Consider the following 17,902-nt stretch of genomic DNA (forward strand, 5'->3'; position numbering starts at 1 on the left):
CACATGAACAGGACAGTCTTCTCCCTGCCGGCCAAGAGTGAGTATCTGACCAATGGCGGCCTCGCGGTCGCTCGCGTGGTCGAGCAGTTCACCGGCGGTGCCAACCGCCTCGACGAGCTGATCGCGCTGCTCGACCGCCGCCGCGGCGTGGTGCTGTCCTCGGGCACGACGGTGCCGGGGCGTTACGAGAGCTTTGATCTCGGCTTTGCCGACCCGCCGCTGGTGCTGGAGACATCGGGCACCGGTTTCTCGCTCTTGGCACTGAATCCCCGCGGCGAGGTGCTGATCGCCTTCCTCGCCGACGTGCTGCATGAACCCTGTGTCGTGATCACGGAGCGGAGTGCGACGAAGCTCGCCGGCCACATCATCCGCGGGGCTGCGCCGATCGAGGAAGATCAGCGCACCCGGCGCGCCAGCGTGATGTCGCTGGTGCGCGACATGGTGGCCGCGTTCACCTCCAATGCCGATCCGCTGCTCGGCCTGTTCGGCGCCTTCGCCTATGACCTCGTGTTCCAGATCGAGGACCTCGTGCAGAAGCGCGCCCGCGAAGCCGACCAGCGCGACATCGTGCTCTACGTGCCGGACCGTCTGCTTGCCTATGACCGCGCCACCGGCCGCGGCGTGGTGCTGAGTTACGAATTCGCCTGGAAGGGCAGATCCACTGCCGGCCTGCCGCACGACACCGCGGCGAGCGTCTATGTGAAGACGCCGCGGCAGGGTTTCGCCGATCACGCGCCGGGCGAGTATCAGGCGACGGTGGAGGTGGCGCGCGCGGCCTTCGCCCGCGGCGATCTGTTCGAGGCGGTGCCGGGACAATTATTCGCCGAGCCCTGCGAGCGTTCGCCGGCGGAAGTGTTCCAGCGGCTGTGCCGCATCAATCCGTCGCCCTATGGCGCGCTGATGAATCTCGGCGAGGGCGAGTTCCTGGTGTCGGCGTCGCCGGAAATGTTCGTGCGCTCCGACGGCCGCCGGGTCGAGACCTGCCCGATCTCGGGCACGATCGCGCGCGGCTCGGACTCGATCGGCGACGCCGAACAAATCCGCAAGCTCTTGAACTCGGAGAAGGACGAGTTCGAGCTCAACATGTGCACCGACGTCGACCGCAACGACAAGGCGCGCGTCTGCGTTCCCGGCACCATCAAGGTGCTGGCGCGCCGCCAGATCGAGACCTATTCGAAACTGTTCCACACCGTCGACCATGTCGAGGGCATGCTGCGGCCGGGCTTCGACTCGCTCGATGCCTTCCTCACTCACGCCTGGGCCGTGACGGTGACCGGCGCGCCGAAACTGTGGGCGATGCAGTTCGTCGAGGATCACGAGCGCTCGTCGCGGCGCTGGTATGCGGGCGCGATCGGCGCCGTGAATTTCGACGGCAGCATCAACACCGGGCTCACCATCCGCACCATCAGGATGAAGGACGGCCTCGCCGAGGTGCGCGTCGGCGCCACTTGTCTGTTCGATTCTGATCCTGCGGCCGAGGACCGCGAATGCCAGGTCAAGGCCGCCGCGCTGTTCCAGGCACTGCGCGGCGATCCGCCGAAGCCGCTGTCCGACTTCGCGCCCGACGCCACCGGCTCCGGCAAGAACGTGCTCCTGATCGATCATGACGACAGCTTTGTGCACATGCTGGCGGATTATTTCCGCCAGGTCGGCGCCAATGTCACGGTCGTGCGCCACGTCCATGCGCAGGACATGCTGAAGCGCAAGGGCTGGGATCTGCTGGTGCTGTCGCCCGGTCCGGGCAGGCCCGAGGATTTCGGCATCTCGAAGACCATCGGCACGGCGCTCGAGAACAAGCTGCCGATCTTCGGCGTATGTCTCGGCGTGCAGGCGATCGGCGAATATTTCGGCGGCCAGCTCGGTCAGCTCGGCCAGCCGGCGCATGGCCGGCCTTCGCGTGTCCAGGTCCGCGGCGGGCGGCTGATGCACAACCTGCCCAATGAGATCGTGATCGGCCGCTATCACTCGCTGTTCGTTGAGCGCGACAGCGTGCCCGATGTGCTGACGGTGACCGCAACCACCGAAGACGGGGTCGCGATGGTGATCGAACACAAGACCCTGCCGGTCGCCGGCGTCCAGTTCCATCCGGAGTCGCTGATGTCACTCGGCGGCGAGGTGGGACTGCGCATCGTCGAGAATGCATTCCGGCTGAACCCGCCGGCCAGTTGAGGATTGCGAGATCAAATGACCTTCGACCTGGACATCAAGTCAACCGTTCGCACCATCCGTGATTATCCGAAGAAGGGCATCCTGTTCCGCGACATCACCACGCTGCTCGCCGACGCGAGGGCGTTCCGCCGCGCGGTCGACGAACTTGTTCATCCCTGGGCGGGCTCGAAGGTCGACAAGGTCGCGGGCATCGAGGCGCGCGGCTTCATCCTCGGCGGCGCGGTGGCGCACCAGCTCTCGGCCGGCTTCGTGCCGATCCGCAAGAAGGGCAAGCTGCCGCACACCACGGTGCGGATCGCCTACTCGCTGGAATACGGCATCGACGAAATGGAGATGCATGCCGACGCCGTGCAGCCCGGCGAGCGCGTCATTCTGGTCGATGATCTCATCGCGACCGGCGGCACCGCCGAGGGCGCGGTGAAGCTGCTGCGCCAGATCGGCGCCAACGTGGTCGCGGCCTGCTTCATCGTCGACCTGCCCGATCTCGGCGGCGCCGCCAAGCTGCGCGCGATGAATGTTCCGGTGCGCACGCTGATGGCGTTCGAGGGGCATTGAGCCTGCACCCGTTGTCCCGGCCTTCGCCGGGACGACTGCTACGACCTCTGCAGCAGCATGCTCAATTCGAGATCACGGAAGGTGGTGTAGTTCCTCCGGATCCACTGGTGAAGCTCGGTCGAGGAATCCTTTTCGTGGCGCAGGTAGTCCGTGAAGGAGAAATTCAGCCGGTCGATATAGGTCTTCAGGAACACCGGCAGCGCGCGGAAGCGCAGCACGCGGCCGCGCGACATCATGGGCGGCAGTTCGCCACGCACGACGAATTCATTGTCGAGCACGACGAGCGCGGTCGGCGGGATCAGGCCCGCGAGCATCTGGTAGCCATGCTGCGAGACGCGGTCGGTATCGGCGACGAACAGAATGACAGGCGCGACGCGGCGGCGCAGCGCTTCCTTCATCAAGCCGATCTCGCCGCACATTTTGAAGAATTCGTCGAAGGCGTGGTAGCCGAGGTCGATCACCTTGGCGATGCCGTCGTTGACGATGACGCGGTCCATCAGCTGCATCTTGCCATAGGTGTCGATCACGTCGGCGGTCTCGGTGATCCGCGGCAGATAGTCGAGCAGCGACGGCTCCTTCAGGTTGATGTCGAAGGAGACCACGTCGCCGTTCTTGAGCAGCAGGAATTCGCTGAGCAGCCGCGCGATCAGCGTCTTGCCGACCTGCGGGCGGGGCGAGCAGATGATGTAGACGGGCGTAGATGACATCGCCCGCTATATCAGGCCAAATTTTCCGCTAATCCAGCCCCGGCGGCACCCCCGGACGCGATTTTTCGCTGTCCCGGACGCGATTTTTCGCTGCCGCGGCGACTATTTTTCGCCGCCGCGGGTGGCCGATTTGGCACCGACCAGGTCGGTCAGCTTGATCCGGTCGTACTCGCTCCAGACATTCGCCAGCCAGTGCCGGACGTAGCCGCGCAGCACGAAGGAGTAGTTCGCGGCCTCGTCCTCCTTGCCCTTGTTGGCGACGAATTTCAGGAACGGCACCGAGGAAACCTCGACCTGCTCATAGGCCATTTCGTTGAGCTTGGGGATCGTGAGGTCGGTCGCATCCTTGATGCGGTGGAAATAGGAATTGTAGGTCGCCTGATCCCATTGGAAGAACTGGGTGTCGTTGATGAAGTTCTTCACCAGGAAATACTTCGCGCCGCTCATGAAGTTGGCGGTCTCGGCGATCTCGTCCAGCGAGGCGATCGAGGGACCCAGGATGTGGAACACGGCGAAGGTGATCTGGCCGGACCGTGCCGCGTCCAGGAACCCGATGTCGCGCAGCGAGGCCAGCGCAGGCGACAACAGGCCGGCGCGGACGTCGATCACGGTGACCGAGGGGCCTGCGCTCAGCGTATCGAAGATCTTCATCTGGTCCGCGGTCGTCGTCATGTCGACGATCTCGGTGATATCGGGGTGGAAGCGCTTCAGCGTGCCGCGCGGCGATTCGGTGTCGAACGCCCGGGTCGGCACATTGTTGGCACTGAAATAGTCCAGGAGCGTCCGCGAGACAGTGGTCTTGCCGACCCCGCCCTTATCAGCGCCCACCACGATCACGACCGGCTTTGCCATGGAAGTCCCTTAAAAGCGCGCTCCCGATCGCGAGGGCGATCGGCAAGTCCCCACGCCTGCCTGCTTTGGGGCGCGACCATGGCAGAATCGAGGGAGAATTCAATTCCTTAACGGGCCCACCATGGGTTTGGTGGGGATTTCCTTAATGGAATGAGAGGGCTGCGGCGGAGTTAGACGTGCCGTCCCCACGGTCCCTGAAGCGGACCCAGCGGTCCTTGAGCCGGGCCGGGGCCGGGAAGAGACGGAGGATTGTCCGCCGGCGTGGTGGTGGCATCGCCCCACGGCCCGTGGGGTATCGGAGGGGGCTGGTCGCCGGCAGCCTGGTCTTCCTGCCTTGCGGTCGCGTCCGATGTCTCGTCCGGAAGCGCCAGCGGTCCCGGATCGCGGCCACCGGCGTATTTCACCAGCGCATCCACCCGGGACTTGATCGACGGGTGGGTCGCGAACAGGTCGGCAAAGCCTTCGCGCGGGTTGTCGACGCAGAGTTCCATCACTGCCGACGTGGCGCCGGGCAGCTCACCGCGGTTTTCGATCTTGCGCAGCGCCGAGATCATCGCATCGGGGTTTTTCGTCAGCTCGACCGACCCGGCATCGGCGAGGAATTCGCGCGAGCGCGACAGCGCCAGCTTGACGATCTGTGACATCAGCCAGGCCAGCATGATCAGCGCGATCGCGATGATGATGACGACGATCGCCCCGCCGCCCGATCCCTTGCGGTCCGACGAGGACGATGATGATTCCGAGGATGACGACGACGAGGACGACCAGCCGCCGCCGCCGCTCGAATTCCACGACAGATTGGTGAAAACGCGGAAGAACAGCTCGCCGAAGAAGCCGACCACGCCTGCGATGATCACCGCGACCACCATCAGCTGCACGTCGCCGTTCCTGATATGGGTGAGTTCGTGGCCGAGCACGGCCTCGATTTCCTGGTCGTTCAGCGCCTTCAGGAGGCCCGTCGTGACGGTCACGGAATATTGCCGCGGGTTCAGACCGGTGGCGAACGCGTTCAGCGCCGGGCTGTCCATCACCTTCAGCTTCGGCATCGGAATGCCGCGCGAGATGCAGAGGTTTTCAAGGAGATTATAGAGACGCGGCTGCTGCTGTCGCGTCACGCTCTCGCCGCCGGTGACGGCGTCGATCATGTCCTGGTGGAAGAAATAGGCGATCACGATCCAGGCCACGGCCGCGATCGTCGCCCAGGGCAACGCGGAAACGAGATCGCGTGAGGCCCGCGTCAGGTAATAGTCGACCGAGCGGCCATTATTGACCAGCACTTCCGCGACCAGCGCGCCGGCATAGACCAGCACGTAGATCAGCAGGAACAGACCGGCAAGCAGCAGCATCGAACGAAACTTGTTCGATGCGATGTGCGTGTAGAGACCGTAGGCGGCCATCGGGGAGCAGTCTCTCGCCGTAGGAGGTCGCGCGTCTCAGAACTTCACGCTGGGTGCGGCCTCGACTTCGGTGCGGCTGGCGCCGAGATCGAAGAAGTCCTTGCGGGTGAAGCCGAACATGCCGGCGAACAGCGCGGCCGGCATCTGCTGGATGCCGGTGTTGTATTCCTGGACCGCGTTGTTGAAGAAGCGGCGGCTGGCGGCAATCTTGTTCTCGAGGTCGGAGAGCTCGGAGGCGAGCTGCTGGAAATTGGCGTTGGCCTTGAGGTCCGGATAGGCCTCCGACAGCGCAATCAGCCGGCCAAGCGCGCCGGAGAGCTGGTTCTCTGCCGCCGAGACCTGGGCCGGTCCTTGCGCCGACATCGCCGAATTGCGCGCCTTGATCACCTCATCCAGCGTGCCGCGCTCATGGGCGGCGTAGCCCTTCACGGTCTCGACCAGGTTCGGGATCAGGTCATGACGCTGCTTGAGCTGCACATCGATGTCGGCAAAGGCCTGGCTGACCCGCTGGCCGAGCGCGACCAGGCGGTTGTAGGCGCTGAACGCAAACAGCACGAGGATGACGATGATGCCGATAACGATCCAGCTGGTCGACATGACGGGCGGCTCCTGATGGGACGAAACGGCGGCCACCGTAACCCAAAACCGGTCACGCGGCAGCCCGCCGGGAAAAGGTGGGCAAAGCTTTCGTCGCAGTTGGTCTCGAATTAGTTCACGGGGTGTCGACGGCATCGCCCCAGCGCCAGCGCCGGGCGAGGGCGTAGTCGGCTTTGGCGCGGCGCGGGACTTTTGCGATCGCCACGCCTTCCGCAGTACAGAGCTTCGCCGAAATCTCGACCTTGCCGACCATCGGCTGTGCCAGCACCCGGGCGGGCCGCGTGGCCGCCGGCGCGCGAGTCAGCGCGACATAGGCAAATCGCTCGTCCTCGAACGGCAGCTCGGCGCCCTTGAGCTGCTTGTGCGCGCGCGAGCGTTGCAGGCGCTGGCTGAAGTGGCACCAGTCGGGCGCGACCAGCGGGCAGGGACCATCATGCGGACAGGGCGCGGCAACATGGGCGCCGGCCGCGATCAATCGTGCGCGAAGCGAGATGATCCTGGCGTAGCCGGCGGGCGTGCCCGGCTCGACGACCAGCAGCGTGTCCCTGGTTTTCTCCCACATCGCATCGGCGAGTTCGGCGCGCTCGGTATCCCCGATCTCGTTGATCACGTAGCTGCCAATCACGAGGTCGGCCGCGTCGGCGTGCGCGACGCAGGTGCGGGCCTGTCCGAGCTCGTATGCGACACCACGCAGGCGGTGGCTCCTGCGTGTGAGTTCGAGCGCCAGCGTGCGCAGGGCGTCATTGGCATCGAGCTGGGTGAAGTCCTGCAACGATGGGAAAACCTCCGCGGCGGCCCAGCTCGCCGTACCCGGCCCGGCGCCAACATCCAGCAGGCTCGTCGGCGCAAAATCCGGCCTGACCTCGGTGAGGGCATTGATGCTTGCGACAACGGCCGCATAGGTCGCCGGCATGCGCGCCAGCGCGTAGGCCAGCGCGTCGGTCTCGGTCCTGATCGTGCCCGAGCCGCCGCCCTCGCGATAGGTGCGAGAGATTGCGGCGGCGCGCCCGGCCGCATCGTTGCGCGACAAGCCTTCGAGCCTTGCGTTGAGCACTGCGCGGAGTTCGGCGGGGAGATCGGGTGAAACCATCACTACCTCGTCATGCCCCGCGCATGCGGGGCATCCAGTACGCCGAGGCGGATGTCTGTCACACGCAGAGCGCGGCGCACTGGATCATCCGCCTGCGCGGATGATGACGTCAATGGCGAGCACCGGCGCCTTACGCCACGTTCTGGTCGAGGATGTCAACCGCGCCCTGGAGATCGACCGAGACCAGTTGCGAGACGCCGCGCTCGGCCATGGTGACGCCGAACAGGCGGTTCATCTTCGCCATCGTGATCGGATTGTGCGTGATGATGATGAAGCGGGTTTCCGTCGACGACGTCATCTCGTGCAGCAGGTTGCAGAACCGCTCGACGTTGTGGTCGTCGAGCGGCGCGTCGACTTCGTCCAGCACGCAGATCGGCGACGGGTTGGTGAGGAACACCGCGAAGATCAGCGCCAGCGCCGTCAGCGCCTGCTCGCCGCCCGACAGCAGCGACAGCGTCTGCGGCTTCTTGCCCGGCGGCTTGGCGATGATCTCGAGGCCCGCTTCGAGCGGATCGTCGCTCTCGATCAGGTGCAGCGCGGCTTCGCCGCCGCCGAACAATTCGGTGAACAGCCGCTTGAAATGGTTGTTGACGGTCTCGAACGAGGTCAGCAGCCGCTCGCGGGCCTCGCGGTTGAGGCTCTGGATACCCTGGCGCAGCCGCTTGATCGCCTCGACCAGATCGTCACGCTCGGTGGTCAGCGCGGTGTGCTGGGTCTCGACTTCCTTCAGCTCTTCCTCGGCGCGCAGGTTGACGGCACCGAGGCGCTCGCGGTCGCGGCGCAGCTTTTCCAGCTCTTCCTCGATCTGGGCGACCGGCGGCAGCTCCGCGCCGGGCTCGATCTCGGCGAGGCCTGCGACCGCCTGCGGCTCGACCTCGAGCATGTCGTGGATCTCGCGCTCGATGTCGGCGAGGCGGCGGCGAGTGCCTTCCATGCGCTCCTCGGCGCGCGCGGTGGCTTCGCGGGCAGAGGAGAGCGCTTCGAGCGAGGCCTTGGCGAGGCGGTCGGTTTCCGCCATCGCGGCTTCGGCGGTCGCGAGCGCATCGGCCGCGATCCGGCGGTCGCTCTCGGCATGCTCGATCTCCGTGATCAGCGCGCTGCGCTTCTCGGCGAACACTTCCGGCGCGTTGGCGAGTTCCTCGCGCTCGATCGAGACCTCGGCGATGCGCGCCTCTATGGTTTCGACCTGCGAAGCGGCGCTGGTCTTGCGGTTCTGCCATTCGTTGCGCTCGGCGAGGATCGCCTGCACGCGGCGGTCGGCGAGCTCGGCCTCGCGGGCGAGCGCCTGCGCCTCGGCGCGGACCTGGGCGGCGGCGCGGCGCTGGTTGTCGATCTCGGCGCGGACCGCGGCGAGTTGGACTTCGGTCTCGGCACTCGGCGGCAGTTCGGTGAGGGCTGCGACCGCGCTCTCATGCGCGGCTTCGGCCTCGGTGCGGTCGGCCGCGACGCGGCTGTGCGCTTCTGCCAGCGCCGACTTGCGCGCGGCATGACGGTTGATCTCGCGTTCGGTTGCGGCGTGGCGCTCGCGCGCGGCGTCGGCCTCGCGGCGGGCGGCACGCACCGCTTCGCGGGATGCGGCTTCGGCAGCCGATGCCGAGCGCAGCTCGGCCTCTGCCGTCTCCAGTGCCTGGCGCTTGGCGGCGGCATCGATGCGGGCCTGCTCCAGCTCGTGCTCGATGTCGACCAGGCGGGCGCGCTCGGCGAGGCGGCGTGCGGCGCCGGTCGGTGCATGCGCGTCGGCGACGAAACCGTCCCAGCGCCAGACGTCGCCTTCGAGCGACACCAGCCGCTGGCCGGTCTTGAGCTGCGATACCAGCGCGGCACCGCGTTCCTTGGTGACGACGCCGATCTGCGTCAGGCGGCGCGCCAGTTCCGGCGGCGCCTGCACGCGGTCAGCCAGCCGCTCGACGCCGTCGGGCAGCGCGGGGTCGTCAAACGTCGCACCGGCATTGGTCCAGCGCATCGGCGCGGACGGATCGACCGGTGCGTCGAGATCGTCGCCGAGCACGGCGCCGATCGCCTTCTCATAGCCCTTTGCGACCGTGATGCCGTCGATGATCGGCGGCCACAGATTCTTGGTTTCGCTGGTGACCAGCTTGGAGATCGTGCGGGCCTCGGTCTCGAGCCGCTGCACGCGCTTCTCGGCCTCGGCGAGCGGGCTGCGCGAGGATTCCAGCGTCTGCCGCGCCGCGGCGTGATTGATTTCGCTGGCCTGCACGACGGCCTCGGATTCGGCGAGCGTCTGCTGCGCCACCTCCATCGCGGCCGCGAGCGCGTCGATGTCGCCGAGATTGCCGGTCTCCTGCGCGAGCCTGGTTTCCTCGGCCTGGACGTTGGCGATCTCCTGATCGAGCCGCGCCAGCCGGTCGCGGTGGGTGCGCACCCCGGCCTCGAGCTGGTTGCGCTTCGCCGTCAGGTCGGCGAGCTGCGTGGTCAGTTCGGCGAACTGTCGCTCGGTCGCGGCCAAAACGGCTTCGGCCTCGGCGACGCGCTCGTCGACGCCGGAGCGCTTCTCGACGCGCGACTTGATCTCTTCCTTCAGCTCGGCGTCTTCGGCGTCGAGCCGTTGCAGTGCGATGTCGGCATCGGAGGTCTGCTGCTGCTCACGGGCGATGTCGGCGGCGAACTGGGTGAGGCGGCGATCGAGCTCGCCGACGCGCTCCTTGGCGCGCTGCTCCTCGCGGTCCAGCATCTCGCGCGCATTGGTCAGGCGCTGCAGACCGGCCGCCGCGCGGGCCTCGGCTTCGCGCAGCGCCGGCAATTCGGAGGCGCGGATCGCCTGGATGCGGGCGGACTCGGCCTGCTCGCGGGTGCGCTCGGCCATCTCGCGCACGGAAAGATCGTGGGTATGCGCGGCATCGTTGACGTCGGCATGGGCCTCGATCCAGCGCAGATGGAACAGCGTGGCTTCGGACTTGCGCACCTTGGCGGCGACCTCGCGGTAGCGAATCGCCTGGCGTGCCTGCTTCTTCAGGCCGTCGATCTGGCCGGTGAGCTGGCCGATCACGTCCTCGACGCGGGTGAGGTTGGTCTCGGCCGCCTTCAGCCGCAGTTCCGCCTCGTGGCGGCGGGCGTGCAGGCCGGCAACGCCGGCGGCGTCTTCCAGCACGCGGCGACGCTGCTCCGGCTTGGCCTGGATGATCTCGCCGATCTTGCCCTGGTGGACGAGGGCCGGCGAGCGCGCGCCGGTGGCGGCGTCGGCGAACAGAATCTGCACGTCGCGAGCGCGCACGTCGCGGCCGTTGATGCGATAGACCGAGCCGGCCTCGCGCTCGATGCGGCGGGAGATTTCGAGAATCTGGCTGTCGTTGACGGCGGCCGGCGCCGAGCGATCGGAATTGTCGATCGTCATCACCACTTCGGCGTGGTTGCGTGCCGGGCGATTGCCGGAACCTGCGAAGATCACCGCGTCCATGTCGGCGGCGCGCAGCGATTTGTGCGAGGTCTCGCCCATCGCCCAACGCAGCGCTTCAACCAGATTGGATTTGCCGCAACCGTTCGGACCGACGACGCCAGTGAGGCCCGGTTCGATCATGAAGTCAGTGGGTTCAACGAACGACTTGAAACCGTGGAGGCGGAGGCGCGTGAGCTTCATGTACACAGATCTCGCTTGGCCGGGCGCGAATCTCCCTGCCGTGACAATACCATGGAAGGCAATGTCGGTGTGTGGGTGAACAGCTGCGGGCAGCTCTCATACGGCGCGACAATGGCGAGGCCGGCGCTGGAGAGCAACCGCTTGAGGCGGCTTTTCCCAAGGGTTTTGCGTGTGTTCTGAGGTCGCAATGGGCCGCAGGAATACGGCTTTTCGCGAATCAAGTTTTCAACAGGGAATTGATGCGCTTGCTCAATTCCTCGAACTCGATTTCGCCCACTATCATCGTGCCGTTGACGAAGAAGGTCGGCGTACCCTCGATCTTCAGCGTATCGATAGCGAACTTCTGGTCGGCCTGGATCTTGTCCAGCGTCGCCTGATCCCTCAGGCAGTCTTCGACGGCTTGGTCGCCGAGGCCGGCCTGATGCGCGATCCGCTTCAGCGTATCCGTTGTCTTTTTCACCAGGTCGTCCTGCTGGCGGAACATCACGTCGATGACGGCAAAGTATTTTCCGGAGTCGTTGTTCGCGATGGTCCGCGCCACCATCGCGCAGGCGACGTCCTTGATGTTGAGCGGGAACTCGCGAAACACGTAACGCACCTTGCCGGTGTCGATGAACTCCGACTTGAGCTTCGGGAACACATCGCGGTTGAAACGCGCGCAATGCGGGCACGTCGAGGCCGCGTATTCGATGATCCTGACCGGCGCGCCGGATGCGCCGAGCACCATCTCGGGCAGAGAAGTGGGCTTCGACAGGTCATTCGACGCGTCGGCCGCTTCCGCGGCCGTCGCGATGCCGATCAGCCGCAACGGGAAGGCGCCGCAGATCCCGGCGAGCGACAATGCGGCGGCAAGGACGCGGCGGGTGATCGGCATGAGCGGCTCCTTTGGAGCATGATCCGGAAGAGCGGGAACCGGATCTCCTAAAGATCATGCTCAGATCAACAGACGGGATCAGCTCTTCAGGAGCGGATCGATGTGCTTGCTGAATTCCTCGAACGAAGTCTCGCCCTTCAGCACCTCGCCGTTGATGAAGAAGGTCGGCGTCGAGTTCACCTTCAACACATCGTTGGCGTATTTCTGGTCGGCGGCGATCTTGTCGAGCAGCTTCTGGTCCTTCAGGCAGTCCTCGACCTGCTGCTGGCTGAGGCCGGCCTGCTTGCCGATCCGCGTCAGCGTCTCGGTGGTGTTCTTCATCACCCAGTCGTTCTGCTGGCGGAACAGGAGGTCGATCACCGCATAGAACTTCGGCGCGTCGTCCTTGGCGATGCAGCGCGCCAGCATCGAGCCGGCGGCCGCCTTGATGTCGAGCGGGAATTCGCGGAACACGTAGCGGACCTTGCCCGTATCGATGTAGGCCGACTTGATCTTCGGGAACACGGTTTCGTTGAAGTTGGCGCAGTGCGGGCAGGTCATCGAGGCGTATTCGGTGATGGTCACCTTGGCGTCCTGCGGGCCGAGCGCCATGTCGGGCAGCGACTGCGGCTTGGCGACGTCGGCGGCGCTCTGCGCGAACGCTTCCGAGATCAGGCGCAGCGGCGAAAAACCGGCGAGGGCGGCCAGCCCGGTCAGCGAGAGAGCGGTGGTGAAGGCGCGGCGCGTGATGATCAAGGTCAGCTCCCGGATTGGCGCGTTCACGCCTGATAGAATGGGGTTCCCGAAAAAGAAGCCTTCGCTAGCTCGAAACAACCATCGTGGCAATGCCGGGTTCTCGCGGCCACACGGGCGGAAAACGTCAATTTCGCTTGATCGAGGCGCCGAGCCGGGCCAGCGCAGCGCGCAAATCGTCGTCCTCAACGGCGGCGAGGCTGGCCGCCTCCTTGGCCACCGCCGTGGCGTCCGGGGCGCGTGGCCGCGCCGGGCCATTGCGCCGCGATAGCGGGGCCTGGCGGATGGTCAGGCGCCCGACCGCATGCCAGCCGAAAAAGCGATTCACCCGCTCCAGGATGACGTCGGAGGAGTGCTGGATCTCCAGCGCCATCGGCCCCTCGACCCGCAGCACCAGGGTCGCCGGCTCCTGCGGCTGCCCCTCCACCGGCCGCGGCCATTGCAGCTTCAGCGGCTCGCAATAGGCGGCAATCCGCTCGCCCGCGATCTCACCCCAGCGCGTCACCAATTCGCGAGCCGCAAAGCCCTGCCTGGCGTAGGCGTCGGTAAAGACGTCACTGAGCAGGATCGAGAGGGGCTTTGCGCTGATCGGGCCGGGCTTGGACATGGGATGATTATAGCAGCGTCGCTAAAGTGGCTGAAACCCTATCCGTCGCCATGGCGGGGCCTGGGCGTCCGAAGGGCGGCGTCGCTTCCGCTCGCCTATGACAAAGAAAGGCGTGGATGCCCGGGTCAAGCCCGGGCATGACGTGGAGAGATGTGCGCACGATCCGCTAAGCTTGGCTCATGACATCTTCCACTGCCGCCAAGACGAGGCGCCGCGAAGCGCCGGCCGACCGTCCTGCTTTGCTGCTGGCCTGGTACGACCGGCATCGCCGGCGGCTGCCGTGGCGGGCCGCGGCGGGGGAACCGGCCGATCCGTACCGCGTCTGGCTGTCGGAGATCATGCTGCAGCAGACCACGGTCAAGGCGGTCGGTCCCTATTTCGAGAAATTCACCTCGCGCTGGCCTGACGTGTCGGCGCTCGGGCGCGCCTCGCTCGACGACGTCTTGAGGATGTGGGCCGGGCTCGGCTACTACTCGCGGGCGCGCAACCTCCATGCCTGTGCGGTTGCGGTGCTCAACGACCACGGCGGGATCTTTCCCGACACCGAGGACGGGCTGCGCGCGCTGCCCGGCATCGGGCCCTACACGGCGGCCGCGATCGCCGCGATCGCGTTCGACCGGCGCACCATGCCGGTGGATGGCAATATCGAGCGCGTGGTCACCAGGCTCTACGCGATCGAGGAGCCTCTGCCGCAATCCAAGCCGCGGATCCAGCAGATGGCCGCGACATTGCTCGGCCCCTCCCGCGCCGGCGACGAGAAGTCTCGCGCCGGCGATAGTGCCCAGGCGCTGATGGATCTTGGCGCGACGATCTGCACGCCGAAGAAGCCGGCCTGCTCGCTGTGTCCGCTGAATGAGGATTGCGCAGGCCGCGCGCGCGGCGATCAGGAGACCTTCCCGCGCAAGGCGCCGAAGAAGAACGGCATGTTGCGCCGCGGCGCGGCCTTCGTGGTGACGCGGGGCAACGAGCTTCTGGTGCGCTCACGGCCGGAAAAGGGCCTGCTCGGCGGCATGACCGAGGTGCCGGGATCGGAATGGCGTGCCGGGCAGCAGGACAAGGCCGCGCTGGCCCAGGCGCCGGAACTGAAGGCTGTCGCGCGCTGGCACCGCAAGGCCGGTGTCGTCAGCCACGTCTTCACGCATTTCCCGCTCGAACTCGTGGTCTACACGGCCAATGTCGCGGCGCGAACGCGCGCGCCCGACGGCATGCGCTGGGTCGCAGTTGCCACCCTTGCCGGTGAAGCGTTCCCGAACCTCATGCGCAAGGTCATTGCGCATGGCCTCGATCTCTAGAGCATGATCCGGAAAAGTGTGAAGCGGTTTTCCGGAAAGATCATGCTCAAACAAGAAGCTGGAGCGCGATGACGATTCAAGCTGATCTCATCGCGCTCTAGCCACCGCAGCGCTGCTGACACCATGCTGGCAGCAGGGCTCGGCTACCACGCGCCGAGCAAATGGAGGCCGCCATGATCGCAACCGCGCTCGATCACATCCCGACACCGCCCTGCGCCAGGCTGCTCGGCTGGCGCCTCGTCGATGCACGCCCGCAGGACGGCTGGATCAGGATCGTGTTCGACGGCAAGCAGGAGTTCTGCAATCCGGCCGGTTTCGTCCAGGGCGGGATGCTTTCGTCGATGCTCGACGACACGATGGGTCCGGCGGTGTTCGTGATGACCGAGGGCCGGCTCTACACCACGACGATCACGATGACGGTGAATTTCCTCGCGCCGGCAAAGCCCGGGCCGATCACGGGCGAGGCGAGCGTGACCCAGCTCGGCAAGACCATCGCCTTCGTCGAGGGCCGGCTGACGGCCGCGGACGGCACCCTGCTCGCGACCGCGACGAGCAGCATTCGGCTGGTCGAGGCGGCGCGCGCCCTTCGCTAGGCGGTCGCCGGGCGCTGCACGATCGGTGGCTTCGCATTCAGCCCGTCGACCTGGAAGCCGGCGACGCGCTTGTAGTTGGCGGCGATGTCTTCCAGCTCCTGTTGCGACAGCACCTCGGTGACGACGCCGAAGCCATCGGGCGCGCGCTCCTCGACGAGCTGCATCACCTGCTCGGGTCCGTTGCGGCGGTTCAGCATCACGAGATCCGATGTTGCGGGGCGCCGCTCGGCCTCGTAGGCGACCAGGGCTGCATGCGTCATCCCCAGGCCCAGGATCTCCCGGGTCAGCACCCGCGCATCCAGAATCGCCTGCGAGGCGCCGTTGGAGCCGACCGGGTACATCGGATGGGCGGCATCGCCCATCAGCGTGACCCGGCCGAAGGTCCATTGCGGGATCGGATCGCGATCGACCAGTGGATATTCATAGGCGTGCGGGCAGTTCCTGATCAGGCTGGGGACGTCGAGCCAGTCGAAATTCCAGCTCTCGAACCACGGCAGGAATTCGTCGAGCTTTGCGGTGCGGTTGTAGTCCTCGCGCCGCCACTGGTAGGTCGGCGGCATGTGGCGCTCGGCGACCCAGTTGATGTCGAACCTGCCGTCGTCGGCGCCGGCCTGCTTCGAGATCGGGTAGCAGACGAATTTCAGCGTTTCGTGGCCGGCCATGATCATGGTGCGGCCGGTGAGGAAGGCATTTGCGCGCGTGATGCCGCGCCAGAGGATGCGGCCGTTCCAGATCGGCGGGCCCTCCTGCGGATAGAGCTTTTCGCGCACCGCCGAATGGATGCCATCGGCCGCGATCAGGATCGCGCCCTCATGGTGGCCTGCGGGCTTGCCGGTCGCACGGTCGATGAAATCGGCACGCACGCCATCGGCGGTCTCGGTCCAGCCAGTGAGGTGATGGCTGGTCAGGATGTTCTGGCGCCCCAGCCGTTCGGTCGCGGCATCCAGCAGGATCTGCTGCAGGCGGCCGCGATGGATCGAGAATTGCGGCCATTTGTAGCCGGCCTCGAGCCCGCGCGGCTCGCTCCAGATCGACTTGCCGTGCTTGGAGAAATAGGCGAGCTCCTTGGTCCGCACCGCCGCGGCGTCGAGCGCATCGTGCAGGCCGAGCTCGATCAGTTCGCGTACCGCATGCGGCAGCACGTTGATGCCGACACCGAGCGGCCGCAGTTCGGGTACGCTCTCGAACACGCGGCAGGGGACACCGATCTGGTGCAGGCTGAGCGCCAGCGTCAGCCCGCCAATTCCGCCACCTGCGATGAGTACCGTCATGGTCAATCCTCTCGATCGGCCATGGTCATGACACGACAGCGCGGCTGTGGGCAACCGCGAAGGGCTTGCGACGTCGAGCGGGATGGACGGCCGAGGGGAGCGCGGCTAACGTCCGCCCGCCGCAACAAGAACGCGGACCGGGTTCGGAGACCCTGAACCGGCAAGGCCCGCAGAGGACATCATCATGCTCAAGCTCTATTTCGCCCCCGGCACCTGCGCGCTCGCCTCCCATATCGCGCTCGCCGAAGCCGGCGCGCCCTACACGATCGAGAAGGTCGACTTCAAGACCAACCAGCAGAACAGCCCGGAATATCTGAAGATCAACCCGAAGGGCCGGGTGCCGACGCTGGTGACCGACCGCGGCATACTGACCGAGACCCCGGCGATGCTGGCCTATATCGCGCAGAGCTGGCCGCAGGCGAAGCTGGCGCCGCTCGACGACGCCTTCGAGTTCGGCAGGCTGCAGGCCTTCAACTCCTATCTCTGCTCGACCGTGCACGTGAACCACGCCCACAAGATGCGCGGCGCGCGCTGGGCGACCCAGGAGACCTCGTTCGCCGACATGAAGGCGATGATCCCGAAGACCATGGGTGCCAGCTTCATTTTGATCGAGCGCGATATGCTGAAGGGCCCGTGGGTGATGGGCGAGAGCTACACCGTGTGCGACGCCTATCTCTACACGCTGACGCTCTGGCTCGACGGCGACGGCGTCGACCTTGCGACCCTGCCGAAGGTCAAGGCGCATCGCGCTGCGATGGAGCAGCGTCCCGCGGTGCAGAAGGTGCTGGCCGAGCAGAAGGCGTAAGCCGAAATCTCGGTGTCGTCCCGGCCCTCGCCGGGTCGACACCGTTGGTTATCCCCCGCAATGACGGCGCCTGTTACGCCACCTTGGTCTTGAGATGGCCGAACATGATGTTGCGGGCCTCGTCGTCCATCTCGGTCTTGAAGCTGTGCCTGTCCTTCAGCGCGATGGCGCGCGCTGCCGCCGGCCGCGCCGAGATCTCGTCGACCAGGCGCTTCACGTTCGGATACCTGGCGTAGCCTTCCTCGCCCAGCACGAACGGCGCCATGCGCGCCCAGCCCCAGAACGCCATGTCGACGATGGTGTAGCTGTCGCCAACCATGTAGCGCGATTTGGCCAGATGATCGTCGAGGATCTTGTAGTGGCGATGCGCCTCGAACTGATAGCGGTTGTGGGCGTAATCGAGGTCCTTCGGCGCGAAATGCTTGAAGTGCACGGCCTGGCCGGAATAGGGGCCGACACCGGTCGCGATGAACATCAGCCAGGATAGCGTCGCGGCGCGGTTGGCCGGGGTGTTGGCGGGCAGGAACTTGCCGTGCTCCTCGGCGAGGTAGAGCAGGATGGCGTTGGAATCGAATACGAACACGCCGTCATCGTCGATCGCCGGCACCTTGCCGTTGGGGTTGACCTTGAGGAAGTCGGGCGCGAACTGCTCGCCCTTGCGGGTGTCGACCGGGATCGCCTCGAAGGGCAGGCCGGACTCTTCCAGGAACAGCGCGACCTTGTTCGGGTTCGGCGCGCCGTTGAAATAGAATTTGATCATGAAAGG

The 17,902-nt window shown here is 66.0% G+C and carries 16 protein-coding genes; 5 read left to right on the forward strand and 11 right to left on the reverse strand.

The window, feature by feature from the left end; genetic code table 11:
* The first annotated feature begins 3 nt into the window (after window positions 1-3).
* On the forward strand, window positions 4-2,169 hold the full coding sequence (locus JQ586_RS04510; RefSeq protein WP_212393282.1) for an anthranilate synthase component I: 2,166 nt from the start codon (window positions 4-6) through the stop codon (window positions 2,167-2,169).
* A 15-nt stretch (window positions 2,170-2,184) separates the two neighbouring features.
* Window positions 2,185-2,724, forward strand: coding sequence for an adenine phosphoribosyltransferase (locus JQ586_RS04515; protein ID WP_212393283.1), 540 nt, complete (start codon window positions 2,185-2,187; stop codon window positions 2,722-2,724).
* A gap of 38 nt (window positions 2,725-2,762) precedes the next feature.
* Here the strand turns inward: JQ586_RS04515 and JQ586_RS04520 are convergent, their stop codons facing one another.
* The 9 genes from JQ586_RS04520 to JQ586_RS04560 all read right to left on the reverse strand — a co-directional run bounded on the left by JQ586_RS04520 (window position 2,763) and on the right by JQ586_RS04560 (window position 13,175).
* Window positions 2,763-3,431 (reverse strand): hypothetical protein, encoded by a 669-nt coding sequence (locus tag JQ586_RS04520; protein WP_212393284.1) that lies wholly within the window; start codon window positions 3,429-3,431, stop codon window positions 2,763-2,765.
* Window positions 3,432-3,533: 102 nt separating this feature from the next.
* Complete coding sequence (locus JQ586_RS04525) at window positions 3,534-4,283, reverse strand: hypothetical protein (protein ID WP_212393285.1); 750 nt, start codon at window positions 4,281-4,283, stop codon at window positions 3,534-3,536.
* 170 nt (window positions 4,284-4,453) lie between these two features.
* Entirely contained in the window at window positions 4,454-5,680 is a 1,227-nt protein-coding gene (locus JQ586_RS04530) for a M48 family metallopeptidase (RefSeq protein WP_212393286.1), read from the reverse strand.
* Window positions 5,681-5,716: 36 nt separating this feature from the next.
* Window positions 5,717-6,277, reverse strand: a complete 561-nt coding sequence (locus JQ586_RS04535; protein WP_212393287.1) for a LemA family protein — start codon at window positions 6,275-6,277, stop codon at window positions 5,717-5,719.
* A 115-nt stretch (window positions 6,278-6,392) separates the two neighbouring features.
* Window positions 6,393-7,367 (reverse strand): small ribosomal subunit Rsm22 family protein, encoded by a 975-nt coding sequence (locus JQ586_RS04540; RefSeq protein ID WP_212393288.1) that lies wholly within the window; start codon window positions 7,365-7,367, stop codon window positions 6,393-6,395.
* Window positions 7,368-7,497: 130 nt separating this feature from the next.
* Window positions 7,498-10,962, reverse strand: coding sequence for a chromosome segregation protein SMC (gene smc, locus JQ586_RS04545; protein ID WP_212393289.1), 3,465 nt, complete (start codon window positions 10,960-10,962; stop codon window positions 7,498-7,500).
* Between the two features lie 217 nt (window positions 10,963-11,179).
* Window positions 11,180-11,836 carry a DsbA family protein gene (locus JQ586_RS04550; protein ID WP_212393290.1) on the reverse strand — a complete coding sequence of 219 codons (657 nt, stop codon included), beginning with the start codon at window positions 11,834-11,836 and terminating at the stop codon, window positions 11,180-11,182.
* Between the two features lie 78 nt (window positions 11,837-11,914).
* Window positions 11,915-12,571 (reverse strand): DsbA family protein, encoded by a 657-nt coding sequence (locus JQ586_RS04555; RefSeq protein WP_212393291.1) that lies wholly within the window; start codon window positions 12,569-12,571, stop codon window positions 11,915-11,917.
* A gap of 124 nt (window positions 12,572-12,695) precedes the next feature.
* A complete protein-coding gene (locus tag JQ586_RS04560) occupies window positions 12,696-13,175 on the reverse strand; it encodes a DUF721 domain-containing protein (RefSeq protein WP_212393292.1) in 480 nt (159 codons plus the stop codon).
* A 179-nt stretch (window positions 13,176-13,354) separates the two neighbouring features.
* Here JQ586_RS04560 and mutY point away from each other — a divergent pair, with 179 nt between their 5' ends.
* Both mutY and JQ586_RS04570 read left to right on the forward strand, forming a co-directional pair.
* Window positions 13,355-14,467, forward strand: coding sequence for an A/G-specific adenine glycosylase (mutY, locus tag JQ586_RS04565; protein ID WP_212393293.1), 1,113 nt, complete (start codon window positions 13,355-13,357; stop codon window positions 14,465-14,467).
* 173 nt (window positions 14,468-14,640) lie between these two features.
* Window positions 14,641-15,060, forward strand: coding sequence for a PaaI family thioesterase (locus JQ586_RS04570; RefSeq protein WP_212393294.1), 420 nt, complete (start codon window positions 14,641-14,643; stop codon window positions 15,058-15,060).
* On the opposite strand, the gene JQ586_RS04575 is transcribed toward JQ586_RS04570, so the two are convergent.
* A complete protein-coding gene (locus tag JQ586_RS04575; protein ID WP_212393295.1) occupies window positions 15,057-16,331 on the reverse strand; it encodes a flavin-dependent oxidoreductase in 1,275 nt (424 codons plus the stop codon). The genes JQ586_RS04570 and JQ586_RS04575 overlap by 4 nt on opposite strands.
* A 184-nt stretch (window positions 16,332-16,515) precedes the next feature.
* Here JQ586_RS04575 and JQ586_RS04580 point away from each other — a divergent pair, with 184 nt between their 5' ends.
* Complete coding sequence (locus tag JQ586_RS04580; RefSeq protein ID WP_212393296.1) at window positions 16,516-17,136, forward strand: glutathione S-transferase family protein; 621 nt, start codon at window positions 16,516-16,518, stop codon at window positions 17,134-17,136.
* Window positions 17,137-17,209: 73 nt separating this feature from the next.
* Here JQ586_RS04580 and JQ586_RS04585 read toward each other — a convergent pair whose 3' ends face one another.
* Window positions 17,210-17,896 carry a glutathione S-transferase family protein gene (locus JQ586_RS04585; protein WP_212393297.1) on the reverse strand — a complete coding sequence of 229 codons (687 nt, stop codon included), beginning with the start codon at window positions 17,894-17,896 and terminating at the stop codon, window positions 17,210-17,212.
* Window positions 17,897-17,902 lie beyond the last annotated feature (6 nt).

Origin of the sequence: Bradyrhizobium jicamae (genome assembly GCF_018130215.1) — a bacterium.
GTDB classification, from domain to species: Bacteria; Pseudomonadota; Alphaproteobacteria; order Rhizobiales; family Xanthobacteraceae; genus Bradyrhizobium; species Bradyrhizobium jicamae_A.